Here is a 26218-nt window from a genome sequence, read left to right as displayed (position 1 = left end):
ACCGACTACAGGTGCCGGAATCTTGTTGTCCCGGAGAACCAACAGCCATAAGTAGCAATGTCTGCATGCGTGCCGCTGATTTATCACCTATTTCTTCCAGGATTTTTTCAAAAGAGTTTTCGTGATGGCAATGCCGATTGAAGAGGTTCACCGGCTGCTCGATCTTGTTGAGTACGCCCAGCGCAGGATTGATCGCCTGCCGACCGGCAACGTGCAGGTTGTACAGCTGCCAGAGCTCTGTGAAGCAATCATCGAACTTGATGGATGGGACAACAACCCTTTATCTAGCCGTCTATCAATCAATGCGAGCATCCTAAACAAGTTCATGAAAATGCGTGGCGTTATTACCAAGAACGCCGCTGCTAGAGTCGCCGATCGTGTGCGGTCCCATTTGAAGTCTGAGGACCAAGGTTACCCGGAAGATCAGCTTCCGCAGGATCAAGATTCTCCTCCGCCGACGCCAGCGAAGTCAAAGCCCTTTACGTTTGTGGGTGAAAGTTGGGTCGCAGTCGATCTTTCCTCAGAGATGAAAACCAAAATCACCATCGTCGCAACGATGTTGGACAGCATCATTGAGCACGCGAGGCATTCGAATTTGCCTCTCGAGGAGCAGGCGCTCACTGAACTTGAAAGGGCGCAACTAGTCGTCATCTTGGAGACTGCGCTAGCTGTTCTGAAGAGCCCAATGGTCGAGGTGGGTTTGCTAAAAAAGGCTCGTTCTGCGCTGGAGGCTGGCGCGATAAAGGCGACGGAAAAAGGGACGCAAGAGGGGCTTGGTCAAGTGATGGGGATAGCCAAGAATCGCCTCGCTGAACTGATCGCGTACATCTTTACTTGACCGTTCTCGGGCTGTCCGTGTTCCTAAGTCATTGGCCCAACCACCAATTGCTTAGCCAGATAGCCAAAAGTCCTTGCTCGGGGCATTATTTGGTCCCACCGTCCAGGAACCCAAACTTTGCACAGCAAAACCATCACCGAACCCGCCCGCCAGATCCCGCTCTACGGCGAATATGAAGTTGCCGTGTTGGGCGGCGGGCCCGCCGGCATCGCGGCCGCCGTGGCCGCTGCGCGCGCCGGCCGCCGCACGCTCCTGATCGAACGCTACGGCTTTCTCGGCGGGATGGGCACCGCCGCCGGCGTGACCAATTTTTGCGGACTGCATGCCAACGTGCATGGCGAGATGCGTCGGGTGGTGCAGGGGATTGCGTCCGATCTGCTGGCGCGGATCGACCGGCTCGATGGGCTCAATGCGCCGCATCTGATCCTCGGCAAGATTTTCGCGCAGGCCTATGACACCGCGGCCTACAAGATCGCGGCGGACGATCTATTGGCCGCACACAAGGTCGATGTCCTCTTTCACGCACTTGGCGCCGGTGTGGTGATGGATGATGTGAAGCGCATCCACGCGCTGATGGTGGAAACCAAGGCGGGGCGTCAGGCGGTACGCGCCGGCATATTCATCGATTGCTCAGGCGACGGCGATCTCGCGGCCTGGGCGGGCGCACCCTTCGAAGTCGGCGACAATGCCGGCAGCATGCTTTACCCATCTATGATGCTCCGTCTCAACGGCATCGATCCCGAAAGGGCGGGCGAGGCGTGGCGGACGATTCCGGCGCTGATGGAAAAGGCGGAAGCCGCGGGCACGCATCGTTTTCCGCGCAAGTCCGCGATCGTGCGGCCGCAGCGTTCGGCGATCGAATGGCGGGTGAATTTCACCCAGCTCGCGCGCGAGGACGGCACGGCGGTCAGCGGCATCGATCCTGATCAGATGACGCGCGGCGAGATCGAAGGCCGCCGTCAGGCCGTGCAGGCGTTCGAATTCCTGCGCACGGTGCCCGGCTTCGAAAAATCCTACATCGTCGACCTGCCGCCGCAGCTCGGCATCCGCGAGACGCGCCGGGTGGTCGGCGGCTATATGCTGTCGGGCGAGGATGTGCTCGGCTGCGCCTCGTTCGAGGATTCCATCGGCGTCAATGGCTGGCCGATGGAGCAGCATGTCGCCGGCGACGTCGTCTTCAAGTTTCCGCCGATCCCGGAATCGCGCGGCTTCAACGAATTGCCGTATCGCATGCTGGTGCCTGAGGGCATAGACAATCTGCTGATGGCCGGGCGCTGCGCCTCGATGACCCATGAGGGCCAATCGGCGGCGCGGGTCTCCGGCGCCTGCTTTGTGATGGGGGAGGCGGCCGGTCTCGCCGCGGTACTGGCGCTATCAGGCAATACGATTCCACGCGACATTGCAGTTGAAAAGTTGCAACAAACGTTGAAACAACAGGGTGCGTTCATCGGGCGGGACCAGGCGGTGCCCGAGGGATTATAGATCGGTGAGTTTCGAAATGTGCTACGTCGTCCCTGCGTTCGCAGGGACGACCAAGTGGATAGCATACGAAAAGAAGAGACGGAGGGAACGGGATGAGGGGATTTGCGCGGCTCGCGCTGGCGGGCCTGTTGGCGATGGCGGCGGGCGGGGTTGCACGGGCCGATGATGCGCTGAAGGCAAAAATCGGCGTGCTGCGGTTGTCATCCTCGGCGCCGGTGTTCATCGCGCAGGACAAGGGCTATTTTCGCGAGGCCGGGCTCGACATCGAGCTGAAATTCTTTGATGCGGCGCAGCCGATCGCGGTGGCGACCACGTCCGGCGACGTCGATTTCGGCATCACGGCATTTACCGCCGGGCTCTATAATCTCGCCGGCAAGGGCACGCTGAAGGTGATCGGCGGCATGAGCCGCGAGAAGGCCGGCTATCCCTTGATCGGCTATTTCGCCAGCAATAACGCCCATGCGGCGGGGCTGAAGACACCGAAGGATCTGGCCGGCAAGCGCATCGCGGTGACGCAGGTCGGCTCCAGCTTTCACTATTCGCTGGGGCTGCTCGCCGACAAATACGGCTTCAAGCTTGCGGACGTGAAGGTGATGCCGCTGCAGTCGCTGTCCAATGCCGCCGCGGCGCTGAAGGGCGAAACCGTCGATGCGGCCCTGCTGCCGATCTCGACCGCACGGGCGCTGGTGGATTCCGGTGGCGCCAAGTTTCTCGGCTGGGTCGGCGATGAGACGCCGTGGCAGTTAGGCGCGGTGTTTGCTTCACCGAAGACGCTTGCCAACAAGGCGCTGGTGACGAAGCTGCTGGGCGCGCTGGTACGCGCCGACCGCGAATATCATGACGTGATCCTGGCCTCCGTGAAGGACGGCAAGGCCGGGATCAACGACAAGACAAAGCCGCTACTCGAGATCGTCGCCAAATACACCAATCTGCCGGTCGAGCAGGTGGTCGGCAATTGCGCCTATATCGACCCGGACGGCAAGCTCGACGTCAAGAACGTCGATAACCAGATCGCATGGCTGCAGGAGCAGGGCTTTGTCGACAAGGGATTTGCCGCGGATGCGATCATCGCGAAGGAATATGTGAAGGCGGATTGATGCAAGTTACGCCAGTGACGTCATTGCGAGCGAAGCGAAGCAATCCATGCTTCGGTACGGGGATAGATGGATTGCTTCCGCCTTCGCTCTTCGAGCTACGGCGGACAAGTCGTCGCGGAGTTTATCATCGGGCCGGCCGGAGGCCGGACCCGGTGACTCCTCGCAATGACGGAGCAAGTAACGAGTTCGGAACCACATGGACCTGATCGCCGACCATATCAGTCACCGCTTCGGCGGCCTTGACGTACTCGACCGCGTGTCGTTCACCGTCGCCTCTGGCGAGGTGGTGGCGATCGTGGGGCCGTCCGGCTGCGGCAAGAGCACGTTGCTGTCGATCCTGGGCGGCCTGTTGCGGCCGAGCGAAGGGAGGGCAGAGCTGCGCGGAGCGCCGCCGGACAACAGTTTCAATCCGCTGACCTTCGTGTTCCAGGATTTTGCGCTGCTGCCGTGGTGCACGGTGGAAGCGAATGTCGAGTTTCCGCTGATTCATACCGCGCTCGATGCCGCCGCGCGCCAGGCCGTCGTCGATGACGCGCTGCGCCGCACCGGCCTGTCTGATTTTCGCGGCGCCTATCCGAAGCAATTGTCCGGCGGCATGCGCCAGCGCGTCGGCATCGCGCGGGCGCTTGCGGTGCGGCCGGCGATCCTGTTGATGGACGAGCCGCTGTCGGCGCTGGATTCCCAGACCCGCGAATTGCTGATGGAGGATTTTGTCCGCCTGCTGGCCGACGGCGCGATGGGCGCGGTCTACGTTACGCATAATCTGGAAGAGGCGGTGCGGCTTGCCGACCGCGTGGTGGTGCTGTCGCGCCGGCCCGGCCGCGTGCGCGAGGTCGTGAGCATTCCGATGACGCGTGCCGAACGCGGCGGCATCGATGCCCGCGGCAAGTTGCTGACGTTGCAGAACCAGTTGTGGTCGCTGATCCGCGAGGAGGCGATCGATGCCGAGCGCGAGGTTCAACATGCTTGAGCGCGCGCCCTCGCAGGATACCCAACAGGACGGGAGCGTTCCGCGGCCGGTCGCCTTCCGCGGCGCGGGTTTTATGCCGGGCGGTGGCCGCGCTTCCGGGTGGATCGCGCTGGTGCTGGTGATCGCGCTGTGGCAACTCGCCGGCAGCGCCGGCTGGGTCAATCCGCTGTTTCTGCCGGCGCCCTCGGCGATTGCGGTCGCGATCTACAAGCTCGCCGTCAGTGGCGCACTCTGGCAGCACGTTTCCGCTTCGGTCGTTCGCATCGGCTCAGGCTGGCTGATCGGCACGGTGGCCGGCGTGATCGTCGGTTTTGCAATCGGCCTCTCAACGTTGGCACGCGGCGTCGGCATCACCTTCATTTCCGCGCTGTTTCCGATCCCGAAGATCGCACTGCTGCCGCTCCTGATCCTCTGGCTCGGGATCGGCGAAGAGCCGAAGATCGCGACCATTGCGTTAGGGGTGTTCTTCTCCACGGCGATTTCGGTCTATAGCGGCGTCGACGCCGTGCCGCGTAACCTGATCCGGATGGCGCAGAGTTTTAACGTGCCGTTCCATGCGATCGTCCGCCGCGTGATCTGGCCGGGCGCGCTGCCCTCGATTCTTGCGGGATTCCGCATTACGGCGTCGGTGGCGCTGCTCTTGGTGGTGAGCGCGGAAATGATCGGCGCGCAGTTCGGCATCGGCGCCTTCGTGCTGCAGGCCGGCAATCTCATGCAGACCGATCAGCTCCTCGCCGGCGTCGTGATCCTGTCGCTGTTCGGGCTGGCGGTGGGAAAGGCGATCAACGTGCTGGAGACGAGGTTACTGCACTGGCGGTGAGGTGAGGCGTAGAATTGTAGGGTGGGCAAAGCGACTTGTCCGCCGTAGCTCAACGAGCGAAGGCGGAAGCGTGCCCACCATTGCGCGGGGAGTCCGTGATGGTGGGCACGTCGCTAGCGCTCCTTTGCCTACCCTACGAGTCTTCGCCACTCCTCACGCATTGCCGCGGTCTTCGCGGAATAGGTCGATCTTCTGCTGCACCGGGCGGTCGGAGAAAGAGAACAGCACTGAATCAACGTCCGCCTCGTGCGTCACCCAGTGCCAGCTCGGCACCACGAACAGATCGCGGGCGCCCCACTCGAACGTCTGGTCGCCGATCCGCGTGCGGCCCTTGCCTTCGATCGCGGCGAACACGGTGGCATCGGTCGAGCGGTAGCGCGCGGTCTTGAAACCTTTAGGCAATAACTGGATGAAGGTGCCGATCGTCGGCATCGCGAAATCGCCTGTCTCGGGATTGGAGAATTTCAGTTTCAGCCCGTGGCAGGCGTCCCATTCGTCGCGTGCCTTGGCGCGCTCCAGCGCCTCGCGGGTGTAGCTGTAGGGATAGTTGAAGATCGGCGAGGTCTTGGATTTGCGCTTCTCGTCGACCGGCAGCAGATTGTGGCCGTAGCGCGCAAAACTGTCGCCGGCGGGCTTGGAGATCTTCTGCTGGTCCTCGTTTGACCCTTCGGCAAACGAAGCATCGAAGAACTGCACCATCGGGATATCGAGACCGTCGAGCCAGAACATCGGCTCATTCGTCTCGTTGGAATGATCGTGCCAGGTCATCGACGGCGTGATGATGAAATCGCCGGGCTCCATCGCCGTGCGCTCGCCGTCGACGGTGGTATGGGCGCCCTTGCCTTCGAGCACGAAGCGCAGCGCCGACTGGCTGTGCCGATGAGCGGGCGCGACATCGCCGGGGACCACCATCTGCACGCCGGCAAACAGCGAGGTCGTGACCTTCGACTGGCCGCGCAGCCCCGGGTTCTCCAGCACCAGCACCCGCCGCTCGGCCTCCTTGGCGGTGATCAGCTTGCCGGCCTCGGTCATGTAGTCGCGGATCGAATCGAATTTCCACAGATGCGGCCGGCAGGCGCTGCGCGGCTCCGGCGTGACGAGATCGCCCAGCACGTTCCACAGCGCGGAGAGATTGTCGCCGTCGATCTTCTTGTAGAACGCCTCGCGTTCCGGCGTCTTCTGCACGGCTTCCATGGCAAGCCTCCCGTCATTCTTTATCGTGTAGATTGACAGTATACTTACAATATCGGTAGCGTCAATGTGGTAAACCCGGACAGGCCATAAGAATCAGGGAGGTTCCGATGAAGCTGCATGGCTATTTCCGCAGCAGCGCGGCATATCGCGTCAGGATCGCGCTCAACCTCAAGGGTCTCACGGCAGAGCACCTGCCGCATCACCTTCGCAAGGGCGAACAGATTGCGCCGGACTATCTCGCCCTCAACCCGCAGGGGCTGGTGCCGACGCTGGAGGGCGACGATGGCGCGGTGCTGACCCAGTCGCTGGCCATCATCGAATGGCTGGACGAGACCCATCCCAACCCGCCGCTATTGCCGATGGATCCGCTGCGCCGCGCCAAAGTGCGGGCCTTTGCGCTCGCTATCGCCTGCGACATCCATCCGGTGCAGAATTTGAAGGTGCTGGCCCGGCTGCGTCAGCTCGGCCTGCCCGAGGAGAAGGTCACCGAGTGGGCGGCTTGGGCCAACCGCGAGGGCCTCGCTGCCTGCGAGGCTCTGATCAAGGGCGAGAACGGGCCGTTCTGTTTCGGCGACGCGCCGACGGTTGCCGATCTCTGCCTGCTGCCGCAGCTTGCCAATGCGCGGCGCTTCGGCGTCGACGTATCAGGCTTTTCCCGCCTGCTCGAGGCGGAAGCCGCGGCAAAGCAAATGAAGGCATTCACTGAGGCCGCACCGGACAGGCAGCCCGATGCCGAGTAAGCCACAAACGATCACGATGGATGCGGTCTATACCGCGCCCGGCTATCTGTTCCGGCGGATGCAGCAGATCGCGGTCTCTATCTTCGTCGAGGAATGCAGTGCGTTCGACCTGACGCCGGTGCAATATGCGGCGCTGGTCGCGATCCACACCCATCCGGGCATCGATGCCACCCGGCTTTCGGCGGTGATCGCGTTCGACCGCTCGACCCTCGGCAACGTCATCGAGCGTCTGGAGAGTAAGGCGCTGATCGAGCGCAAGCCCTCGCGCGAGGACAAGCGGGTCAAGCTGCTCTATCTCTCGAAATCGGGCGCAGCCGTGCTGCGTGACATCATGCCGTCGGTCGAGCGCGCCCAGGTCAGGATGCTGCAGCCGCTGAAGCCTGCTGACCGCAAGACCCTGCTGGCGCTCCTGGCGCAGCTCGTCGATCTCAACAATGAAGCCTCGCGCGTGCCGCTGCGCGCCGAGGACGCGCTGGAGCATCTGGGGAAGGCGGGGTGAGGGGCTTGAGCGGGAGGCCGTCATTGCGAGCGCAGCGAAGCAATCCATAGCGCCACAAAGTGGAGGAATGGATTGCTTCGTCGTGGAGCCTGTCATCCGGCGGCGCTTCGCGCCGACGGGTGGCTCCTCGCAATGACGGGCGCGGTTACATCCTCATCAATGCCTGCCGGTCGATCTTGCCGGTGCCGGTCTTCGGCAGTTCCTCGATGAAGGTGATCTCGCGCGGATATTTGTAAGGCAGCAGCTTTGCCTTGACGTAGTCCTGCAATGTCTTGGTGGCGTTCGTCGCATCGAACTCGCCCTTGTTCATCACTACCACAGCTTTCAGCGTCATCCGGCGGTCCGGCAGTTCGGCCGCGAACACCGCGCATTCCCTGATGTCGGGATGCTCGGCAAGGCAGAGCTCGACCTCGAGCGGATAGACCCACTGGCCTGATATCTTGACCAGGTCGTCGGCGCGGCCGCGGAAGAAATGGAAGCCATCGGCATCACGCATGAAACGGTCGCCGGTGTAGATCCACCCCTCGTCGCGAATGGTCTCGGCGGACTTGTCCGGCCGGTTCCAGTACAGCGGCGTGTTGGAATCGCCGCGGACCCACAAGATCCCCTCTTCGTTATCGCCGACCTCGCGGCCGTCCTTGTCCTTCAGCAGGATCTCGTAACCGGGCACGCGCAGGCCGGCCGCACCGAGCTTCTTCTTCTCGGGGCGGTTGGAAAGATAGATGTGCAGGACTTCCGTCGAGCCGAGCCCTTCGATGATCTCGAGCCCCGTCAGCTTTTTCCAGCCGTTGAACACCTCCGCCGATAAGACTTCGGCCGCCGACAGCGCCATCCGCAGCGACGAGAAATCGGTTGTCGCCGCACCCTCGGCCTTGGTCAGCGAGGTGTAGAGTGTCGGCAACCCGTAGAACACGGACGGTCGATACTTTTCGATCGCCTGGAAGATCGTGGCCGGCTTCGGTTGTCCTGGCAGCAGCAGCGTCGCCGCGCCGACCGAGAACGGGAAGGTGATGGCATTGCCGAAGCCGTAGGCGAAGAAAATCTTCGGCACCGAGAAGCAGATGTCGTCGGATCCGAGCTTGAGCACGCTGCGGGCAAACGCCTGCTCGCTATAGGCCATGTCGTGCTGCAGATGAACGATGCCCTTGGGACGTCCGGTCGAGCCGGAGGAATACATCCAGAACGCCATCTCGTCGCGGTGGGTGTCGGCTTCCGGAAGGTTGGTGGCGAAGCCCTGTAGCCACTTCGCCGCGTCGACGGTGTGTGGCACGGCGTGCTCGCCCGCTACGCCATTGACCACAATGAGGGTTTGCAGCGGCGTATCCTTGCAGGCCTCCGCGTTGAACCGCGAGGTAAACTCGGCCTCCGCTACCGCTACCGCTGCGCCGGCGTCCGAGAGGTAGAACTGCAGGAGCTCCGGCGGCGTCAGCGTGTTGATCAGCAGCGGCACGAAGCCTGAGCGCACCGCGCCGAAAAACGCCGCCGGGTAGGCCGGCGTGTCATCGAGGAACATCAGGATGCGGTCGCCGCGCTTCAAGCCCAGCGACTGAAAGCCGTGGCCCCATTGAGCGGCTTCAGTGCAGAGCTCTGCATAAGTGCGCGTGCCGCCGGGGCCGGTCAGCGCCAGCCGGCCGCCTCGACCGGCCGCAAGGTTATCGAAAAGGATGCGGCTCGCGTTATAGCGTTCCGGGATCGCAAAGCCGATCTCGCGCGCTCCCGGATTGTCGCGGGGGACCAAATCGGAAATTTCTGACGTCATGCCTGGCTCCCGATTTTTTTCGCTGCCTCGTAACGCGTCATGAATTCCGGCGACATCGCGCGCAGCCGCGCGTCGGCGATCCGCCCAGAGCGGGTGATGTAGCTGTAGGCAAAATCCATCAGGTCGAGCTTCATGTGTTCGGGGAAATGTTCGTACCAGTCGGCGCTGGTGCGCGCCGCCGTCACCAGCTTCTGCACGATCGGCTTGCGTTCAGCCTGGTAGCGGGCGAAGCCTGCGGGAATATCGTTTTCCGCCTCCAGCGCTTTGGTCAGCGCGATCGCGTCTTCGATGGCGAGTCGCGTGCCTGAGCCGATCGAGAAATGCGCGGTGTGCAGGGCGTCGCCAATCAGCACCATGTTGCCGTGCGACCACCGCTCATTCCAGATCCAGGGAAAATTGCGCCACACCGATCTGTTCGACACCAGCGAATGGCCGTCCAGCGTCGAAGCAAATATCTCCTCGCAGATCGCCTGCGACTGTTCGATCGTCTTGTGCTCGAAGCCATAGGCCTGCCAGGTCGCCGCATCGCATTCGACCAGGAACGTGCTCATGGCGGGCGAATAGCGATAGTGATGCGCGTTGAAGAAGCCCACATCAGTCTTCACGAACGTCTGCGACAGCGTGGCAAAGCGTTTGCTGGTGCCGTACCAGGCGAATTTGTTGGTCGAGTGTGAAACCGAGGCGCCGAATTCCTTCTCAAACCCGCGGCGCACCAGCGAGTTCAGCCCGTCGGCGGCAACGATCAGGTCGTATCCGCCGAGTTCGTCGATCGACTGGATCGTGGTGTCGTATCGTGCCGTCACGCCCGCCTCGCGCACGCGCTGCTGCAGGATGGTAAGCAGTTCGAGCCGGCCGATCGAGGAGAAACCGACGCCGTCGATCTCGACGCTCTCACCACGCAAATTGAGCGTGATGTTCTTCCAGCTCTCCATCCGCGGCGTGATGGCGTCGACCGTCTCGGGGTCGTCGGCGCGCAAAAATTCCAGCGCCTGTTCGGAGAACACCACGCCAAACCCCCAGGTCGCGCCTTCGGGGTTCTGTTCGAACAGATCGATATGCGCGTCCGGATGACGGCGCTTCCAGAGATAGGCGAAGTAGAGGCCGCCGGGGCCTCCGCCGATGACGGCGATACGCACGTCTCCCTCCCAATCGACAGTATACTTACTAATTTGAGATGAAGACTAATCCGTGCCGGAAATTTGCGCTACAGAAAAATGATGACAGGCGCGCGGTTCCAGGCCCGGTCACCCACCGGTGCATGGCCTGCTTCAGCCGCGCCCGGGTGTCCGCGAACGGTTGTCCGCTCTGCGGCAGCTCTGGCTCGACCAAGCCTGCGACGAAACGCGCAGGGTTCAGGTGCAGCGCCGAACCTTCGCGCCGTTCACCCACACGGTCCTGCAAACCACAGCCGGTTTGCGGACGACGACCGCGCCGCGCGCTCCGGCGCAGCCGGCGCGATAGACGCCCTTGGCGCATACAGCGGCGTTGGCTTCAGTCGATTCAAAGGTCATGGCGGTGCCGAAAGCGAAGAGGGCGGATGCAATGATCAGCAAGTAACGCATGTCGGTCTCCCGAACTTGTACTGTTGATACTCAGTCTCGAAAGTCTCTCTTTCAAAGTTTCTTGGAAAGGTTCTGCGGATGGTTCTCACGGCGTGTACGCACGACGATCTTATTGGGTTGCCGGCCGTTCAACGGATTGTCCGCAGATCAGGCAGGCCGCATCCTTGTGACTAGCGCGCCGCGAATTGCGCCAGCACTTCCTTGCAGGCAGGCGAAAGCCGGGCGGCGTTGGTCGCCAGACACTGCACGATGCGGCCACCGCCAGCGGGCACGCCGCCGCAAATCGAGCGGACGTCGGCGCCGCAGGTCGACCGCAGCACGAACAGTTCTTCGCGGGGCCGCATCGGCCGCACCACGATCGCCGTCGGCGCTGCTGCCGCGGCCGGTGCGGCGCCGCCGGATGCCGGCGCCGCGGCTGCGGGCGCTGCCGCAGCAGGTGCTGCGGGCTTGGGCGCCGTTGTCACCGCGGCAGGTTTTGCGGGCGCTGCCGCGGGCGCCGTCTCAGCTTTTGGCGCCGCCGGCGCTTCCACCGCGCGCACCGCGCCCTGGCAGCCCGATGACAAGCTCGACATGTTCTTCTGCAGGCATTGCAGCGCGGCCTCGCCGCCCGGCGGCACGCTGGAGCAACGCGCCATATAGTCCGAACGACACTGCGACTTGATCGCGTCGAGTTGCGCCTGGCTCGGCGCTTGCGCAAACGCCGGTGCTGCAATTGCGAATGTCGCGGCCGCCAACAACGGCCCAAGCTTTCTCGCGCACGTCAACATGTCGATCATTTAAGTAAATCCTTTTGTTGTCGCCGGAAGCCGCCGCTTCAACCGAAGTGAAGTTTTGAATGCGTCTGCTGAAAAATTCGGGACGCATCATTTTCGCTTTCCAGTTCCGCCGCAAGCGGATTGTTGCTATTTTCATGGGATGGCGGAAAGCCGATTTCTGAATAAAGCCTTTTCCAGAACAAGACCGATTGAGGCACCAAAAATGAAGGCTTCGCGTTCGCCTGCACGCTTGAGATCACACGGCACTGTCACGCAAAAAGGCGCCGCCGCCTGCCGTGCAGCTTTCGCCGTTGCTGCGATGGGCATCTTAAGTGCCTGCGAACAAAATACTTTTGTTCCTCCACCGCCGCCGAAGGTCGAAGTTGCGCCGCCCCTGCAACGGCCTTTCACGCGCTATCTGGAAGCGACCGGCAATACGGCGGCGATCAAGAATGTCGATCTGGTCGCGCGCGTGCAGGGCTTTCTGCAATCGATCAACTACAAGGATGGCGACTTCGTAAAGGAGGGCACATCCCTGTTCACGATCGAGCCCGACACCTACAAGCTGAAGCTCGAACAGGCGCAGGCCGCGGAATCCGGCGCGCAGGCATCGGTGCGGCAGACCGAGGCGGATTTCAAGCGTCAGCAGGAGTTGGTGCAGCGGCAGGCCGTTTCCCAGGCCACGCTGGATAATTCCACCGCGGCCCGCGACAATGCGCAGGCGAGCCTGCTGCAGGCCCAGGTCAATACCAAGATCGCGGCGGTCAACTACGGCTACACCAATGTGGTCGCGCCGTTCGACGGCGTTGTGAGCGCGCATCTCGTCTCCGTCGGCGAACTGGTCGGCGCTTCGTCGCCGACGCAACTCGCCACCATCGTGGCTCTCGACCCGATCTACGTGAATTTCAACGTCAACGAACAGGACGTGCTGCGAATCCGCGAGGAAGCGCGCCGGCGCGGCCTGACGCCCGATGATCTCAGGCAGGTGCCGATCGAGGTCGGATTGCAGACCGAGACCGGCTTTCCGCACAAGGGCACGCTCGACTATGCCGCCACCACGCTGAACCAGTCGACCGGCACGCTGCCCGTGCGCGGCGTGCTGCCCAATGCGGACCGCGCGCTGCTGCCGGGATTCTTCGTCCGAATCCGCGTGCCTTTGGACCAGGTGCAGAACGCGCTGCTCGTGCCCGACGTCGCGCTCGGCAGCGACCAGGCCGGACGTTATGTGCTGGTCGTGAACGGCGAAAATGTCGTCGAGCAGCGCAAGGTGCGCGTCGGGCCGTTGGAAGGCGAGCTGCGCGTCATCGAGGAAGGCCTCAAGGCCGATGACCGCGTGATTACCGCCGGGCTGTTGCGTGCGATCCCCGGCCAGAAGGTCGATCCGCAACTGAAAATAGTCGAAGCGCAGCCGGCGTCGGCCAAGTAGGAGCCGGCCATGATTTCAAAATTTTTCATCGAGCGGCCCGTTCTTTCCAATGTCATCGCGATCCTGATGATTTTGATCGGCGGCGTCTGCCTGTTCCGGCTCGCTGTCGCCCAATATCCCGACGTCGTGCCGCCCACGGTGCAGGTCACTACCCGCTATCCCGGCGCCAGCGCGAAAACCGTGATCGACACGGTAGCGCTGCCGATCGAGCAGCAGGTCAACGGCGTCGAGGACATGCTCTACATGCAGTCCTACAGCGGCGCCGACGGCTCCTATTCGCTGACGGTCACCTTCAAGATCGGCACCGACCTCAACTTCGCGCAGGTGCTGGTGCAGAACCGGGTCTCGAGCGCGCTGTCGCAACTGCCGCAATCGGTGCAGAACCAGGGCGTCACCGTGCAGAAGAGGTCGACGGCGATCCTCTTGTTCGTGACGCTGACATCGCCGAAAGCGACCTATGACAGCCTGTTCCTGAGCAACTACGCCACCATCAACATTCGCGACGAGCTGTCGCGCCTGCCCGGCGTCGGCAACGTCACCGTGTTCGGGGCTGGCCAGTATTCGATGCGGGTCTGGCTCGATCCGAACAAGCTGCAGGCACGCAACCTGATGCCGCAGGATGTGATTTCGGCGATCCAGCAGCAGAGTCAGCAGGTCACCGCCGGCCAGGTCGGTGCGCCGCCGGCGCCAGCAGGGCAGGCGTTTCAATATACGCTGAACGTCAGCGGCCGACTCGACGACACTAGCGAGTTCGAGAACGTGATCGTCAAGACCGGCAGTAGCGGCGACGTCACGCGCGTGCGCGACGTCGGCTGGGTCGAGCTCGGCGCCCAGACCTACAGCCAGATGTTCTCGCTCAACAACAAGCCAGCCACCGGCATCGGCGTGTTCCAGTCGCCGGGCGCCAACGCGCTCGAGGTCGAGCAGGCGGTTCAGAAAAAGATGGCGGAGTTGGCGAAGGGATTCCCGCAGGACATCAAGTACGACACGCCATTCAATACCACCAAATTCGTCTCCGAATCGATCAACGAGGTCTACAAGACGCTGATCGAGGCCGGCCTTCTTGTTCTCGTCGTGATCCTGATCTTCCTGCAGGACTGGCGCGCGATGCTGGTGCCGGCGACGACGGTGCCGGTGACCATCATCGGCGCATTCGCGGCGATGGCGGCGCTCGGCTTCACCGTGAACATCTCGACGCTGTTTGCGATCGTGCTGGCGATAGGCATCGTGGTTGACGACGCCATCATCGTGGTCGAAGGCGCCGCCCATAATATCGAGAAGGGAATGTCCGGCCATGACGCGGCGATCAGCGCGATGGACGTGCTGTTCGCGCCGATCATCGGCATTACGCTGGTGCTGGTCTCGGTGTTCTTGCCGTCAGCGTTCCTGCCGGGATTGACCGGGCGGATGTATGCGCAGTTCGCGCTGGTGATTGCGGCCACCGCGCTGCTCAGCGCCATCAATGCGGCGACGCTGAAGCCGACGCAGTGCGCGTTGTGGCTGCGCCGGCCAGCGCCGCCGGAGCAGCGCAACTTTTTCTACCGCGGCTTCAATGCTGTCTATAACCGTCTTGAGGCCTGGTATGGCCGGGTGATCGGCCGGCTGGTCGCGCACAGCAATGTATCTGTGATCTGCGCATTGATCCTGATCGCGATCGGCGGCTACGGCCTGTCGCGGGTGCCGACCGGTTTCATTCCGATCGAGGACCAGGGCTATCTGCTGGTGGCCGTGCAACTGCCCGACGGTGCGGCGCTCGAGCGGACCCAGCGTGTGCTGACGCGGGTCAGCGACATCACCGCCAAAACCGCAGGCGTCGAGCAGGTGATCACCATCGCCGGCATTTCCGCGCTCGACAATTCATCCAGCCTCGCCAATGCCGGCGTGGCCTATCTGATCCTCAAAGAGTGGAGTGCGCGCGGCGAGGGCGAGGATCTGCGGTCGCTGTTCGTCGGCTTGAACGAAAAGTTGTCGGTGATCGAGGAAGCACGGATCCTGGTGGTCCCGCCGCCACCGATCCAGGGCATCGGCAATGCGGCCGGCTTTGCGATGCAGGTGCAGCTTCGCGACGGCAATTCCGATTTCAGCAAGTTGCAGGCGATCACTGGTGCTGTCGTTTCCAATGCGTCAACGCAAACCGCGCTGCAACGGGTCAGTTCGCCGTTCCGTTCGATGGTGCCGCAGTTCGACGTCGAGGTGGACCGGGTCAAGGCCCAGACCATGCATGTCACCACCGACCAGGTGTTCTCGACGCTGTCGTCCTACATGGGGTCGAGCTTCGTCAACCAGTTCAACAAGTTCGGCCGCACCTTCCAGGTCTATACGCAGGGAGACGCGCAATTCCGCCTGACCCCGCGCGACATCGAAAGGCTGACGGTGCGCAACAGCCAGGGCGACATGATCCCGCTCGGCGCGGTGGCGAAGATCACGCCGGCGGTCGGGCCGTCGCTGATCAGCCTGTATAACCTCTACCCATCGGCATCCATCATCGGGCTGCCGGCCACGGGTTACAGCTCCGGCCAGTCGATGAATCTGATGGAAGAGATCGCCGCAAAGACGCTGCCGCCGGGCACCGGCTTCGAGTGGACGGCGATGTCGTATCAGGAGAAGGTCGTCGGCGGCCAGATCTACTGGGCGTTCGGCCTGGCGCTGCTGCTGGTGTACCTCGTGCTGGCCGGACAGTATGAGAGCTGGTACGCGCCGATCTCGGTCATTCTCGCGGTGCCGTTGTCGCTGCTCGGCCCGATGCTGGTGCTGAGCGGGCTGAGGATCGAGAACAACCTCTACACCCAGATCGGCATCATCCTGTTGATCGCGCTGTCGGCCAAGAACGCCATCCTGATCGTCGAGGTGGCGCTCGAGCTCCACGTGCGCGACCGCAAGCCGCTATTGGAATCGGCCGTCGAGGCAGCGCGCGCTCGCTTCCGTCCGATCCTGATGACGTCGTTCGCCTTCATCCTCGGCGTCGTGCCGCTGGTGCTCGCCACCGGCGCCGGCGCCAATGCGCGGAAGTCGATCGGCATCACCGTGTTCTCGGGCATGCTGGCGTCAACGTGTCTCGCCGTGTTGTTCGTGCCGACGTTCTTCGTCGTGATCCAGCGGTTCGAGAACTGGCTGAAGGAGCGGAAGCGGAAGAAGGCGGACGTACAGGCGACGGCGGCGACGCATTAAGACCCCGTAGGGTGGGCAAAGCGAAGCGTGCCCACCACCAGCGCGCGAACGGAGGGGTGGTGGGCACGGCGCAAGAGCGCCTTTGCCCACCCTACAAAGGCTGGCGCTACACCCTGACCATGCGCTTGCCGCGGTTCTCGCCGGCGAGCAGGCCGATCAGCGCTTTCGGCGTGTTCTCGATTCCGTCGATCACGTCCTCCTGCACCTTCAGTTTGCCGGAGGCGACCCAGGACTGCAGATCGGCAAGCGCGGCGGCGCTCTGGTCCATGAAGTCCATCACGATGAAGCCCTGCATGACGAGGCGCTTCACCACGATCAGGCCGGGCACGCCGCGTGGACCGTGCGCGGACGGCACGCCGTCATATTGCGAGATCGCTCCGCAGCAGGCGATGCGGCCGCGGTTGTTCATCAGCGAAAGGCAGGCTTCGAGGATCTCGCCGCCGACATTGTCGAAATAGACGTCGATGCCCTTCGGCGCGGCTGATCGCAGCGCCTTGAAGGTGGCGCCGTCCTTGTAATCGACCGCGGCGTCGAAGCCGAGTTCGGACGTGAGCCACTGGCACTTGTCCTTGCCGCCGGCAATGCCGATGACGTTGCAGCCCTTGATCTTGGCGATCTGCCCGACGATCGATCCGACGGAGCCGGCGGCAGCCGACACGACGACGGTCTCACCTTGCTTCGGCTTGCCGACATGCAGGAGACCAAAATAGGCAGTGAGGCCGGCGATGCCGTAGACGCTGAGCAGATGCGTCATCGGCTCCATTTTAGGCATCTTGTTCAGATGCTTTGCCGGCACGGCGGCGTAATCCTGCCAGCCGGTATCGCCGAATACGATATCGCCCGGCGCGAGGCTTGAAGCCTTCGAGGCGACGACCTCCGCGATGCTGCCACCAGCCATCACCGTGTTGGCCTCGACGGCAGCGCGATAGGTCGCACCGTGCATCCACGCGCGGTTGGCGGCGTCCAGCGAAATATAGCGCGTCCGCACCAGCGCCTCGCCATCCTTCGGCTCGGGAACACTCCCGTTGACCATCTTGAAATGCTCAGGTCCGAGCTTTCCGGTCGGCTTTTCGACCAGCAGGATCTGACGATTGACGGTGTCGCTCATGGTGTTCTCTCCCCTCGGTGTCGCATTCGGGCGCTTTCCGATGCGCTTGGCCGCGGAAAAGCCGCTCGACTGCACGGATTGTGCGCCACGTTCAGAAAAACTCCAAATCCCCCGCGCGGCCGCCCTTCGCGACGGTTGCGTATTCGATCGCCAGGAATAACCCTCCCGCCACATACACTTTTCGTTGTTGTTCCTGAGCCATCTCCTGCGAGAGCCGCACGGCATCCGCGATTGTCGTCGCGACATGAATGGTTGCTTTGGAATTGCCAAGTCGCGCGGCGGTGGCGATGGCTTGCGGGTCCGCGCCCTTGTGGTGCGCCGCGGTGCAGATGATCGTATCGAACGACGGCGCCAGCACGCCGACGATCTCGTCGGCCTTCTTGTCGCGCGAGGCGCCAGTGACGAGAATCCAGCCGTCGGCACCATGAATCGACGTGAGGCTCGCCAGCGATTGCCGGATGCCGTCCGGCGTGTGGCCGACGTCGATCACCGTGAGCGGGTCTTGCTGGATGACCTCCAGGCGGCCGGGCCAGCGGACGTTGCGCAGGCCGGCGCGTATTGCTGCTTCGATGCGATCGGAAGCCTTGCGCGGCTGCTCGCGTTGCAGCCAGAGCAGGAACAGCGTGACCGCGATGGCCGCGTTGTTGAACTGGAACGCGCCGGCCAGGTTAAGCTCTAGGCGACGAAAATCATGATATCCAAACTGGTAGTCAAATTGTTGCCCAGACGCCGCCACGGCCTCGTTGTCGATGCGGACCTCGTTGCGAACAAACAGCGAGGTGCAGCCCCGCGAGCGGTTATATTCCAGGAGGTGCGGCCGAAGCTGGCGGCAGTTTTCGCCATACAGGATCGTTCCGCCGGCGGCGCAGGCGTCGCTTTTGTCGGAAGCGATCAGTTCAAGCGAGTTGCCGAGCAGGTCGACATGCTCGAAATCGACCGAGGTGACGCAAGTCTCGCGCGCGCCGATCAGGCGGATTGGATCATAGCGGCCGCCGATGCCGGCCTCGAACACCGCGAAATCGCATTGGCTGTCCTGAAAGTATAGGCAGGCCAGCGCAAACAGCGCCTCGAAGGCGCCGAACCTTTCGCCGTGGCGCTTCGAGACGTCGGCGATGGCGGCATCGACGAGCCGCTTGCGCTGGGCGAAGGCGTCGTCGCCGATTTCGATGCCGTCGACCTGGATCCGCTCGTTGAAGCGGAAGAGATGCGGGGAAGTGAAGAGGCCGGTTCGAAGGCCGTAGTCGCGGCCGATGCTGGCAACCATCGCCGCCGTGCTGCCCTTGCCGTTCGAGCCGGTCACCACGACCGAGACGCGCTGCAGCCACGCGCGATCGATCCTGAGCGCATTCAACAGCTCGGCCATGCGCGCGAGGCAGACGCCGTCGCCATATTTCGGAAGGTCGAACACTACAGCAATCCCATCGTCGAGAAAGTGTGATGCCAGATCTTCAGGATTAGGTCGCCGCGGTCGGAATCCTCCAGTAGCCGGATCGCCGGGTTGGAGTTGACCTCGATGACTTGCATGGAATCCGGTTGGCTACCGATATCTACGAACATGTCGATGGCCGCTACGCGAAGCCCGATCGCGCGCGCCGCCTGCCGCGCCAGCACGATGGCCTCCTCGGACGGTGCATCCGCCAGCACCATCGTGCCGCCTGCACTGAGATTCATCCGCCCGGGGATCTCGCGCCGTTCGCCATTTGCCGGCACAGCGTCGAGTGACGGATCGTGATCGGGCAGCGAAGCCGGCGAAAGGCCGCGGGCCCGCAAAGCGTCATTGTGGGCCGTCAGCAGTTCGCGGAACGTGCGCACGCCATCGCCCGAAATGAACGGCGGGCGTTTTCGCGCGCAATACAGCGCGTCATCGTCGAGCATGAAAACGCGGTACTCTGTGCCATCTACGATCGGCTGGATCAGCACGGAATCGTAATATTTCGTCACCTCGTCGAGATAGCCGGCGAGCGCCGCTTCGCTATGAACCGCTTGCGCGAAATCGCCGCGCGACCCCGTGAGAGGCTTGACGAAGGCCGCCCCGCCCAATGTCCTGAAACAGGCGATTGCATCGCTGCGCTCGTGGCCCGCCGGGCGGTGCGCGCGGTGGCGGTCGTGCAGAAAGAAATATTCACCGCCGAGCGCCGGCACGCCGGCGTCTTGCAGAATCCTGCTGGCAAAGAACTTGTCCGACGCCAGTGTCGAAGCCGTCGCGTTGTTCTGCGGATACCAGGAGCATCGGCCGGCGCCGAAATGAAGCAGCCTGTCGCGCGCGGCGACGCTGAAGATCAGGCCCGAGCCGCCGTCGAGGTCGCGAAACGCCAGTCCGAACTCGGCAGCCGCAAACTCTGCATAGACCGCCTGGTCCGGATAGAAGCCCGGTTTTCCCTTTCGAAACTCAGTTGGGCTTCGCATGCGATCTCTTTTGAAACGTTCTTAATTCGAGGTAGTCATTTATTGCCAGATCGATGGCGAATTCAGCAAGTTAATTGCGCGAGAAAGCGTTAACGAAGGCGATCGAACCTTTTTGCAAATTAGACCGACAGCCATTCCGAGTTCTCAATTGTGCTGCAGGTCATATTGACTATGTGTGTGCTGTGCGCAAATGAAGCGCCAAATCGCCGATGATTTCGCTGATTTTTGGCACTTTGAGGCCCGAAGACCGAAACGTTCTACATCGAGACGTCAGGAAAAACGAAAACACATGAGCGCGTTCTATAGAGAGAAAGTCCTTTCTGTCCGCCACTGGACCGATACGCTTTTCAGCTTCCGGGCCACCCGCGATTCCGGTTTCCGCTTCCAGAACGGCCAGTTCGCGATGATCGGCCTCGAGGTCGAGGGCCGGCCGCTGCTGCGCGCCTACAGCATGGCCAGCGCCAATCACGAGGAAGAGCTCGAGTTTTTCTCCATCAAGGTCGCGGACGGGCCGCTGACCTCGAAGCTGCAGAAGATCCGCGAGGGCGACGAGATTCTGGTCGGCCGCAAGGCGACCGGCACGCTGATCACCGACAATCTGATTCTGGGCAAGCGCCTGCTGCTGCTCTCGACCGGCACGGGCCTCGCACCGTTCGCCAGCCTGATCAAGGACCCCGACGTCTATGAGCGGTTCGAGACCATCGTGCTCGTTCATGGCTGCCGCCAGGTTTCCGAACTTGCTTATGGAGAAGACCTGGTCGCCAAGCTGCGCGACGACGAGCTGTTCGGGCCGCTGCTGTCGGAGAAGCTGCTGTACTACCCGACCGTGACTCGCGAGCCGTTCCGCAATCGCGGCCGCATCACCGACCTGATCTCATCCGAGCAGTTGTTCAACGACATCCACCAGCCGCCGCTCAATATCGAGACCGACCGCATCATGATGTGCGGCAGCCCGGCCATGCTGGAGGAGCTGAAGCAGATGTTCGAATCCGGCGGCTTCATCGAAGGCAGCGGCAACACGCCCGGCCATTTCGTAATCGAAAAAGCGTTCGTCGAGCGCTAATGAGTTTACCGTCATTCCGGGGCGATGCGAAGCATCGAACCCGGAATCTCGAGATTCCGGGTTCGCGTCTGCGACGCGCCCCGGAATGACGGCGCTTCCCATAGCCCGCGCATCCCTCACCGCCATAACCACTCCCGAACGTCGCGCGGCTCGTTGCCGACCCGACGATTGAGGGAGCGTATGCGTGCCGGTGCGCGACGAGGCTGGTGCGGCAAGGCTGCGCTCGTCTCCGCGCCACTACGCTGCACTGCAAAAAGGCGACTGGTTTATTCGGACCGGGAAGCATCCCGTTTATTTTCTCAAGCCGCCGTCACTTCCGTGAAGGTCGCTTCGTATATCGTGTAGCGCCCGTTCCGGCGATTGGACTAAGCTGCCGTCCGGCAAGAATATTTGGCTGAGGGGTTCCATGGAAACGCTGCTGCTCCCGTTCTCGCCGCGCTACATCGTGCTGACGATCTGTGCCGTCGTAACCGCCTTGCTGATCGGCATCGGGATTTTCGATCAGAACCTCAAGGTGTGGGAGTTGCTGCTGCTGCCGATCGTGATCTTCGGCGCGCTTACATTGCTGGGCATTCGCGATCTCCTGCAGAAGAACCACGCGGTGTTGCGCAATTATCCGATCTCGGCGCACATTCGTTTTCTGCTCGAAGAAATTCGTCCGGAGATACGGCAGTACTTCTTCGAGAGCGAGAAGGACGGCAAGCCGTTTTCCCGCGACACCCGCGCTCTGGTGTATCAGCGTGCCAAGATGGAGCTCGACAAGCGGCCGTTCGGCACCCAGGAGGACGTCTATCGCGACGGCTATGAATGGATGCACCATTCGATGTTGCCGAAGGCTCGTGCCGTCGAGCAGTTTCGCGTCACCATCGGTGGTCCGGATTGCACCAAGCCGTACTCGGCCTCGGTCTTCAACATCTCGGCCATGAGTTTTGGGGCGCTCAGCCCCAACGCCGTACTGGCGCTGAACGCTGGTGCGAAAAAGGGCAGCTTTGCACATGACACCGGCGAGGGCGGCGTCAGTCCTTACCACCGCGAGCACGGCGGTGACATCATCTGGGAGATCGGCTCGGGCTATTTCGGCTGCCGCAACCGCGACGGCACATTCAACCCGGAAGAATTTACCCGCGTCTCCAGCGACGATCAGATCAAGATGGTCGAACTCAAGATCAGCCAAGGAGCCAAGCCCGGACATGGCGGGGTCCTTCCGGCGGCCAAGGTCTCCGAAGAGATCTCCAAAATTCGCGGTATCCCCATGGGCGAGGATTGCATTTCGCCGGCCACGCACCGCGCGTTCTCGACGCCGGTGGAAATGATGGTTTTCATCGGCGAGATGCGGCGACTATCCGGCGGCAAGCCGGCCGGGTTCAAGCTGTGCGTCGGTCATCCCTGGGAATTCCTGGCGATCTGCAAGGCGATGCTGCAAACCGGGATATATCCTGATTTCATCGTGGTGGACGGGAATGAAGGCGGCACCGGTGCTGCGCCGCTGGAATTCATGGACCATTTGGGGATGCCGATGCGGGAGGGCGTCAATTTCGTCCATAATGCACTGATCGGCATCAATGCGCGTGACCGCGTCAAGATCGGTGCCGCCGGCAAGATCGCGACCGCATTCGACATGGCGCGTGCGATGGCGATCGGCGCCGACTGGTGCAATTCTGCGCGCGGGTTCATGTTTGCGCTCGGCTGCATCCAGTCGCTGAGCTGCCATACCGATCGATGCCCGACTGGCGTGAGCACCCAGGATCCGCTCCGCGCCCGCGCGCTGGTGGTGCCGCACAAGATTGAGCGGGTCTACAACTATCATCACGCCACCCTGCACGCCCTGTCCGAGCTTATCGCCGCGGCCGGCCTCGACCATCCGCGGCAATTGCGGCCGGTCCACTTCTCGCAGCGATCCTCCACGAATGACACGTTGTCATTCGCGAAACTCTATCCGTCGCTGCGTCCGGGCGAGTTGATCGAAGGCACCCAGGATCCGCGCTTCCGCGATGCATGGGCGATGGCGCGCGCGGATTCGTTCCAGCCGGCGGGATAAAATCCTAACAGTTTCCCGGCTGCCGCCTGCCGCTTCAAAGGCGAATGCCGAATTTGGCGAGCATCCAGGCGGTGAGGAAGTAAAGAACAATCGTCACCGCGCAGCCGGCGGCGAGGCTGGGCCAGAAGCCCACGCCCGCCCTGAGCAGCGCCGGCAATATCAGGAAGAGCGGTAGCGACGGCAGCACGTACCAGAACGTCGATTCCGCGACACCGGCAATGCGCTCCGCATCGCCGGTGTCATGCCAGAGCCACAGGAAGCTCAACAGTGAAAGCAGCGGCAGCGACACGATGAGCGCAGCGAACGCCGGGCTGCGCTTGGCGATTTCCGACACCGCCGCGATGATAATGCCGGACAGGGCGCATTTGATCACGAAGTAGAGCATGGGGTGCCTCGAGGGGCACTAGAACTCTCCGTGCAGCCTGCCGGAGAACACATGGACCGGGCCGCGGTCGGCATTGTAGGCGGGATTGGTGATGAACTGGTAGTCCGCCGTCAGCGTGATCTGCTTGGTGAGCGCGTAGGCGTAGTAGGTCTCGAGGATGCGTTCGTTGCTGTAGTTGAGACGGCCATCACCGATCAGCAGGCCGAGACCGCCGGCCGCCAGGAAATCGCGGTGCGCGCCGGAAAGCCCGTTAATTGCGCCACCCAGACCGAATGTATCGCTCGGCCGTCCCCAATAGCTGCCCTTGACTGATAGGCCTGCCGAGACGCTGCGGTCGATGTCGGTAAACGACAGGATTTCGCTCCGGCCGTCGTTCCAGCTCGCGCGCGCGAACACGCCGACGTCGTTCATGACCTGTTGCTCGGCGTTGACGTAGAATCCGCATTTGAGATTTTGGCGCCGGATGTCTGTCATGACGTTGTTGATGTCGAGCGTCGGGTCTGCGGCGCTGATCGCCAGCGCGTTGCGGTAGTTGCCGGTATTGCCGCGATTGGCGAAGATGCCGAGTCGCAATTTGCCAGGCTGGTCAAACACGGTGTGACGTTCTTCGAACTCGACCACCGCGCCGCCGGTCTTAAAAGTGAGGACGTCGCTGTTGGGAGCGGACGGCACCTGGAACAGGCCGGCGCGCACAGCCCAGTCCTTGCGATTGAGTTCGACGACGGCGCCACGCGTAAATCCGGGGAGGTCGGCCGGAAAGTCATAGGCGGCCGACGCCCACATTGCCCAGTTCATGAAGTCCACGCGCGGATCTTTTGCGTAGGAATTGCCGTCAAAAAAATCTCCGACCGCAAATCGCCCGACCGTTACCGTGACGCGGTCGATGTCGCGCTTGCCTGGCAACTGATTGGCCGCATCGGCCACTTCTTCCTGTTCGCCACCCAGCCCGAATGTCTGCCGGAAGAAATAGCGCTGCGCGCGGAATCTCGGATACTCGGCGCCGCCTTTTTGCGCTTCGCCGTTTGAAAAACCTGCCAAGCCTAATGTACCGCCGATTCCGAAACCTTGCGCAAGCTCCGGACCAAAATAGAGCTCTCCGCCGTCCCACAATCGCCAGCCGAGAAAGGCTCCGACCGTCCAGGTCTCTCTGACGCGTCCGGCGCCGGGCAGACTGTTCGTGCCTTGATACGGCGAGCGGAAGCTCGGATAGCCCTGAGATATGAAGGTCGTCTGGGCGTGGACGTTCCAGTCCCTGGATGCAGGAGGGATGGGTGGCTTGATGGCGTAATCGCCTGCCGTCGCCGAAGGCAGACCGTCCCAGATCTTGTAGTTCAATCCGAGTTTGACGGTGTGGATCTTCGGGTCGACTGCGACGTCCGGCAGCGGTACGTCCGCAAGCCCGTGCGTTCGGGTACCCAGATCGATGTAGCCGTATTCGAGTTTCGCGCTCCACTTGGCATCGGCGGCATATTCGACGCCAGCGCCTGCGGTCCAGCCGAGAGGCGCATGCCCGCGCTCGGATACCACGCTGCCGTCGACATCGTTGATGTCGACGTGGGTCCGGGCCCAGGCAACACCGCCGGTCACGTAGGGCAGCAGCGTTCCGAAGGCGTACCCGACGCGGCCCCGGGCCGTGGCAATGTAGTCGAGGGTGGTGTTGAAAGGGGCCGGCACAAGCCGCGCACGGTCAAGCGTGCTCATGAATGAAATATCGACCTCGGCACCCAACACCAGATCGTTCGGGAGTTGCAAATTATAGCCGGCCTGATAGCCGCCGATCAGGCCCGTGATGCTGTGGGGAAAAAGCACGCCTTGCAGCGGCAGCGGATTGGTGCCGGGGCCGAAGCTGCCGCCGCCATAACCGGCATGGCCGCCGAGATAGAAACCTGTCCAGCTATGGACGGTTCTGACGGCCGGGGCCTTTAGGGACATGTCGGCAGCGCTGGCAACGCCATCCAATGCGAGCAGGCCGAAGCCCAGGCCAGCCAGCAAGTAAACTCGGTATCGGCTCCGGCGGGTCATCGTGCGGGCACTCTGGGCGCTAACGTTCCGGCGGTCGCTCTTATCACTGCAGATTTGCCGGCGCGCTACCACCAAAGAGATCGCCTGAAATCGTCGGCCCAGCCTCTTTTTGTGGATTAGCGGCTGTTCCCGGCCGAAGCCGGATCGAGCAGGAGCGCAATCCGCTTTGCGAGCGTTGTTGGGAACAATTCGCAATTGCAAGAAGCATTGAACTGCTTCGTCTAAATGACATCGTTGCGTGACGTGCGCGCAACATACCGGGCCCTGTCAGGGCGATAGTCCGCAAATGGGTGACCCGCCCGGGGGACAACCGGGCGGGTCGGGTGCGGCACGGGGTGGATGAGGCGCCCGTGCCGGACGCTGATCCACGACAAAGCGTTTTCGAGCGAAGTGGCCTTCCGGTTCGCGTGAGGAAAACGCGTTAGACAAGAGAAGCGTTTTCAGGGTCTGAAGTGGTTTGCTTGCAAGGAAATCGCCTCTCAAACAGCAACCAAGTCAGCCGCAGAAATCAGTAAGCGCAGGTCCGGACGCGGCCGATGTAATTGCCGAAAGCGTCGAACTGGCGGACCCAGCCGCAGCGGCGATAGCCGTCATAGTAGTAGTGGGGGCCCGAAGCTGCGATGGCAGTGCCGACGATGGCTGCGCCAACGAGGCCGGCTCCGACACCCCAGTGCAGTGGCTTGGCCTGAGCCTGTGTGGAAGCCATGCCGCCGGTAACGGCAAGGGTAGCGAGAGCGAGAGCGGCGAACTTGGTTTTGATCGACATGGAAGTCTCCATCCTGTGTTAAGCGGCCATTGTGGTCCGCATGCCCAGTTGGACGGAACGCACTGGAAAGCGGTTCGAAAAGACGGCCGGAAATATGGTTTCGTCGTTTATTTCTTCGAT

The 26218-nt window shown here is 62.4% G+C and carries 22 protein-coding genes; 11 read left to right on the top strand and 11 right to left on the bottom strand.

Annotated features, from left to right (window positions below):
- The first annotated feature begins 124 nt into the window (after window positions 1–124).
- The 5 genes from V1292_RS06165 to V1292_RS06145 all read left to right on the top strand — a co-directional run bounded on the left by V1292_RS06165 (window position 125) and on the right by V1292_RS06145 (window position 5207).
- Window positions 125–838: a hypothetical protein gene (locus tag V1292_RS06165; RefSeq protein ID WP_334371075.1), complete on the top strand. Its 714-nt coding sequence runs from the start codon at window positions 125–127 to the stop codon at window positions 836–838.
- A gap of 117 nt (window positions 839–955) precedes the next feature.
- Entirely contained in the window at window positions 956–2320 is a 1365-nt protein-coding gene (locus V1292_RS06160; protein ID WP_334371073.1) for an FAD-dependent oxidoreductase, read from the top strand.
- A 92-nt stretch (window positions 2321–2412) separates the two neighbouring features.
- A complete protein-coding gene (locus V1292_RS06155; protein ID WP_334371071.1) occupies window positions 2413–3417 on the top strand; it encodes an ABC transporter substrate-binding protein in 1005 nt (334 codons plus the stop codon).
- A gap of 196 nt (window positions 3418–3613) precedes the next feature.
- Window positions 3614–4387 (top strand): ABC transporter ATP-binding protein, encoded by a 774-nt coding sequence (locus tag V1292_RS06150; RefSeq protein ID WP_334371069.1) that lies wholly within the window; start codon window positions 3614–3616, stop codon window positions 4385–4387.
- Entirely contained in the window at window positions 4380–5207 is an 828-nt protein-coding gene (locus tag V1292_RS06145; protein ID WP_334376955.1) for an ABC transporter permease, read from the top strand. Before V1292_RS06150 ends, V1292_RS06145 begins: the two co-directional genes overlap by 8 nt.
- Before the next feature lie 153 nt (window positions 5208–5360).
- Here V1292_RS06145 and gtdA read toward each other — a convergent pair whose 3' ends face one another.
- A complete protein-coding gene (gene gtdA / locus V1292_RS06140; protein WP_334371067.1) occupies window positions 5361–6401 on the bottom strand; it encodes a gentisate 1,2-dioxygenase in 1041 nt (346 codons plus the stop codon).
- A gap of 107 nt (window positions 6402–6508) precedes the next feature.
- On the opposite strand from gtdA, the gene maiA reads away from it, so the two are divergent.
- Together maiA and V1292_RS06130 are read left to right on the top strand one after the other, a co-directional pair.
- Window positions 6509–7141: a maleylacetoacetate isomerase gene (maiA, locus tag V1292_RS06135; RefSeq protein WP_334371065.1), complete on the top strand. Its 633-nt coding sequence runs from the start codon at window positions 6509–6511 to the stop codon at window positions 7139–7141.
- The gene (locus V1292_RS06130) at window positions 7131–7640 is read left to right on the top strand and encodes a MarR family winged helix-turn-helix transcriptional regulator (RefSeq protein ID WP_334371063.1); all 510 of its coding nucleotides are present in this window, start codon (window positions 7131–7133) and stop codon (window positions 7638–7640) included. The genes maiA and V1292_RS06130 overlap by 11 nt, the downstream gene beginning before the upstream one ends.
- 145 nt (window positions 7641–7785) lie before the next feature.
- Here the strand turns inward: V1292_RS06130 and V1292_RS06125 are convergent, their stop codons facing one another.
- The 4 genes from V1292_RS06125 to V1292_RS06110 all read right to left on the bottom strand — a co-directional run bounded on the left by V1292_RS06125 (window position 7786) and on the right by V1292_RS06110 (window position 11737).
- Window positions 7786–9399, bottom strand: a complete 1614-nt coding sequence (locus tag V1292_RS06125; RefSeq protein ID WP_334371061.1) for a benzoate-CoA ligase family protein — start codon at window positions 9397–9399, stop codon at window positions 7786–7788.
- On the bottom strand, window positions 9396–10535 hold the full coding sequence (locus V1292_RS06120) for an FAD-dependent monooxygenase (RefSeq protein WP_334371059.1): 1140 nt from the start codon (window positions 10533–10535) through the stop codon (window positions 9396–9398). The genes V1292_RS06125 and V1292_RS06120 overlap by 4 nt, the downstream gene beginning before the upstream one ends.
- A 216-nt stretch (window positions 10536–10751) precedes the next feature.
- Complete coding sequence (locus V1292_RS06115) at window positions 10752–10961, bottom strand: hypothetical protein (protein ID WP_334371058.1); 210 nt, start codon at window positions 10959–10961, stop codon at window positions 10752–10754.
- A gap of 170 nt (window positions 10962–11131) precedes the next feature.
- Window positions 11132–11737, bottom strand: coding sequence for a hypothetical protein (locus V1292_RS06110; RefSeq protein ID WP_334371056.1), 606 nt, complete (start codon window positions 11735–11737; stop codon window positions 11132–11134).
- Between the two features lie 202 nt (window positions 11738–11939).
- Here V1292_RS06110 and V1292_RS06105 point away from each other — a divergent pair, with 202 nt between their 5' ends.
- Window positions 11940–13142, top strand: a complete 1203-nt coding sequence (locus tag V1292_RS06105; RefSeq protein ID WP_442895494.1) for an efflux RND transporter periplasmic adaptor subunit — start codon at window positions 11940–11942, stop codon at window positions 13140–13142.
- A 9-nt stretch (window positions 13143–13151) separates the two neighbouring features.
- On the top strand, window positions 13152–16310 hold the full coding sequence (locus V1292_RS06100) for an efflux RND transporter permease subunit (protein WP_334371054.1): 3159 nt from the start codon (window positions 13152–13154) through the stop codon (window positions 16308–16310).
- A gap of 106 nt (window positions 16311–16416) precedes the next feature.
- On the opposite strand, the gene V1292_RS06095 is transcribed toward V1292_RS06100, so the two are convergent.
- The 3 genes from V1292_RS06095 to V1292_RS06085 form a co-directional block, all read right to left on the bottom strand.
- Window positions 16417–17418, bottom strand: coding sequence for an NADP-dependent oxidoreductase (locus V1292_RS06095; protein WP_334371053.1), 1002 nt, complete (start codon window positions 17416–17418; stop codon window positions 16417–16419).
- Window positions 17419–17509: 91 nt separating this feature from the next.
- The gene (locus V1292_RS06090; protein WP_334371052.1) at window positions 17510–18826 is read right to left on the bottom strand and encodes a bifunctional folylpolyglutamate synthase/dihydrofolate synthase; all 1317 of its coding nucleotides are present in this window, start codon (window positions 18824–18826) and stop codon (window positions 17510–17512) included.
- Window positions 18826–19824 (bottom strand): hypothetical protein, encoded by a 999-nt coding sequence (locus V1292_RS06085; RefSeq protein WP_334371051.1) that lies wholly within the window; start codon window positions 19822–19824, stop codon window positions 18826–18828. Before V1292_RS06085 ends, V1292_RS06090 begins: the two co-directional genes overlap by 1 nt.
- Before the next feature lie 289 nt (window positions 19825–20113).
- Between V1292_RS06085 and V1292_RS06080 the strand changes: the two genes are divergently transcribed.
- Both V1292_RS06080 and V1292_RS06075 read left to right on the top strand, forming a co-directional pair.
- On the top strand, window positions 20114–20887 hold the full coding sequence (locus tag V1292_RS06080; RefSeq protein ID WP_334371050.1) for a ferredoxin--NADP reductase: 774 nt from the start codon (window positions 20114–20116) through the stop codon (window positions 20885–20887).
- 406 nt (window positions 20888–21293) lie between these two features.
- Window positions 21294–22925, top strand: coding sequence for an FMN-binding glutamate synthase family protein (locus V1292_RS06075; protein WP_334371049.1), 1632 nt, complete (start codon window positions 21294–21296; stop codon window positions 22923–22925).
- Window positions 22926–22959: 34 nt separating this feature from the next.
- On the opposite strand, the gene V1292_RS06070 is transcribed toward V1292_RS06075, so the two are convergent.
- The 3 genes from V1292_RS06070 to V1292_RS06060 all read right to left on the bottom strand — a co-directional run bounded on the left by V1292_RS06070 (window position 22960) and on the right by V1292_RS06060 (window position 26098).
- Window positions 22960–23310 carry a DUF3147 family protein gene (locus tag V1292_RS06070; protein WP_334371047.1) on the bottom strand — a complete coding sequence of 117 codons (351 nt, stop codon included), beginning with the start codon at window positions 23308–23310 and terminating at the stop codon, window positions 22960–22962.
- Window positions 23311–23328: 18 nt separating this feature from the next.
- Complete coding sequence (locus V1292_RS06065) at window positions 23329–25332, bottom strand: carbohydrate porin (protein ID WP_442895493.1); 2004 nt, start codon at window positions 25330–25332, stop codon at window positions 23329–23331.
- A 508-nt stretch (window positions 25333–25840) separates the two neighbouring features.
- The gene (locus tag V1292_RS06060; RefSeq protein ID WP_028351026.1) at window positions 25841–26098 is read right to left on the bottom strand and encodes a hypothetical protein; all 258 of its coding nucleotides are present in this window, start codon (window positions 26096–26098) and stop codon (window positions 25841–25843) included.
- Window positions 26099–26218: the final 120 nt, after the last annotated feature.

It is taken from the genome of Bradyrhizobium sp. AZCC 1719 (genome assembly GCF_036924525.1).
In the GTDB taxonomy this organism is placed as follows: Bacteria; Pseudomonadota; Alphaproteobacteria; order Rhizobiales; family Xanthobacteraceae; genus Bradyrhizobium.
This window is presented reverse-complemented; position numbering and strand designations above follow the sequence as displayed.

What these genes read in the sequence shown, in the direction of transcription:
- maiA (WP_334371065.1), top strand. Translation starts at nt 6,509, where the DNA reads ATGAAGCTGCATGGCTATTTCCGCAGCAGCGCGGCATATCGCGTCAGG.
- V1292_RS06080 (WP_334371050.1), top strand. Translation starts at nt 20,114, where the DNA reads ATGAGCGCGTTCTATAGAGAGAAAGTCCTTTCTGTCCGCCACTGGACC.
- V1292_RS06095 (WP_334371053.1), bottom strand. Translation starts at nt 17,418, where the DNA reads ATGAGCGACACCGTCAATCGTCAGATCCTGCTGGTCGAAAAGCCGACC.
- V1292_RS06165 (WP_334371075.1), top strand. Translation starts at nt 125, where the DNA reads ATGGCAATGCCGATTGAAGAGGTTCACCGGCTGCTCGATCTTGTTGAG.
- V1292_RS06115 (WP_334371058.1), bottom strand. Translation starts at nt 10,961, where the DNA reads ATGCGTTACTTGCTGATCATTGCATCCGCCCTCTTCGCTTTCGGCACC.
- V1292_RS06150 (WP_334371069.1), top strand. Translation starts at nt 3,614, where the DNA reads ATGGACCTGATCGCCGACCATATCAGTCACCGCTTCGGCGGCCTTGAC.
- V1292_RS06110 (WP_334371056.1), bottom strand. Translation starts at nt 11,737, where the DNA reads ATGATCGACATGTTGACGTGCGCGAGAAAGCTTGGGCCGTTGTTGGCG.
- gtdA (WP_334371067.1), bottom strand. Translation starts at nt 6,401, where the DNA reads ATGGAAGCCGTGCAGAAGACGCCGGAACGCGAGGCGTTCTACAAGAAG.
- V1292_RS06065 (WP_442895493.1), bottom strand. Translation starts at nt 25,332, where the DNA reads ATGACCCGCCGGAGCCGATACCGAGTTTACTTGCTGGCTGGCCTGGGC.
- V1292_RS06125 (WP_334371061.1), bottom strand. Translation starts at nt 9,399, where the DNA reads ATGACGTCAGAAATTTCCGATTTGGTCCCCCGCGACAATCCGGGAGCG.
- V1292_RS06155 (WP_334371071.1), top strand. Translation starts at nt 2,413, where the DNA reads ATGAGGGGATTTGCGCGGCTCGCGCTGGCGGGCCTGTTGGCGATGGCG.
- V1292_RS06060 (WP_028351026.1), bottom strand. Translation starts at nt 26,098, where the DNA reads ATGTCGATCAAAACCAAGTTCGCCGCTCTCGCTCTCGCTACCCTTGCC.
- V1292_RS06145 (WP_334376955.1), top strand. Translation starts at nt 4,380, where the DNA reads ATGCTTGAGCGCGCGCCCTCGCAGGATACCCAACAGGACGGGAGCGTT.
- V1292_RS06075 (WP_334371049.1), top strand. Translation starts at nt 21,294, where the DNA reads ATGGAAACGCTGCTGCTCCCGTTCTCGCCGCGCTACATCGTGCTGACG.
- V1292_RS06070 (WP_334371047.1), bottom strand. Translation starts at nt 23,310, where the DNA reads ATGCTCTACTTCGTGATCAAATGCGCCCTGTCCGGCATTATCATCGCG.
- V1292_RS06130 (WP_334371063.1), top strand. Translation starts at nt 7,131, where the DNA reads ATGCCGAGTAAGCCACAAACGATCACGATGGATGCGGTCTATACCGCG.
- V1292_RS06100 (WP_334371054.1), top strand. Translation starts at nt 13,152, where the DNA reads ATGATTTCAAAATTTTTCATCGAGCGGCCCGTTCTTTCCAATGTCATC.
- V1292_RS06085 (WP_334371051.1), bottom strand. Translation starts at nt 19,824, where the DNA reads ATGCGAAGCCCAACTGAGTTTCGAAAGGGAAAACCGGGCTTCTATCCG.
- V1292_RS06105 (WP_442895494.1), top strand. Translation starts at nt 11,940, where the DNA reads ATGAAGGCTTCGCGTTCGCCTGCACGCTTGAGATCACACGGCACTGTC.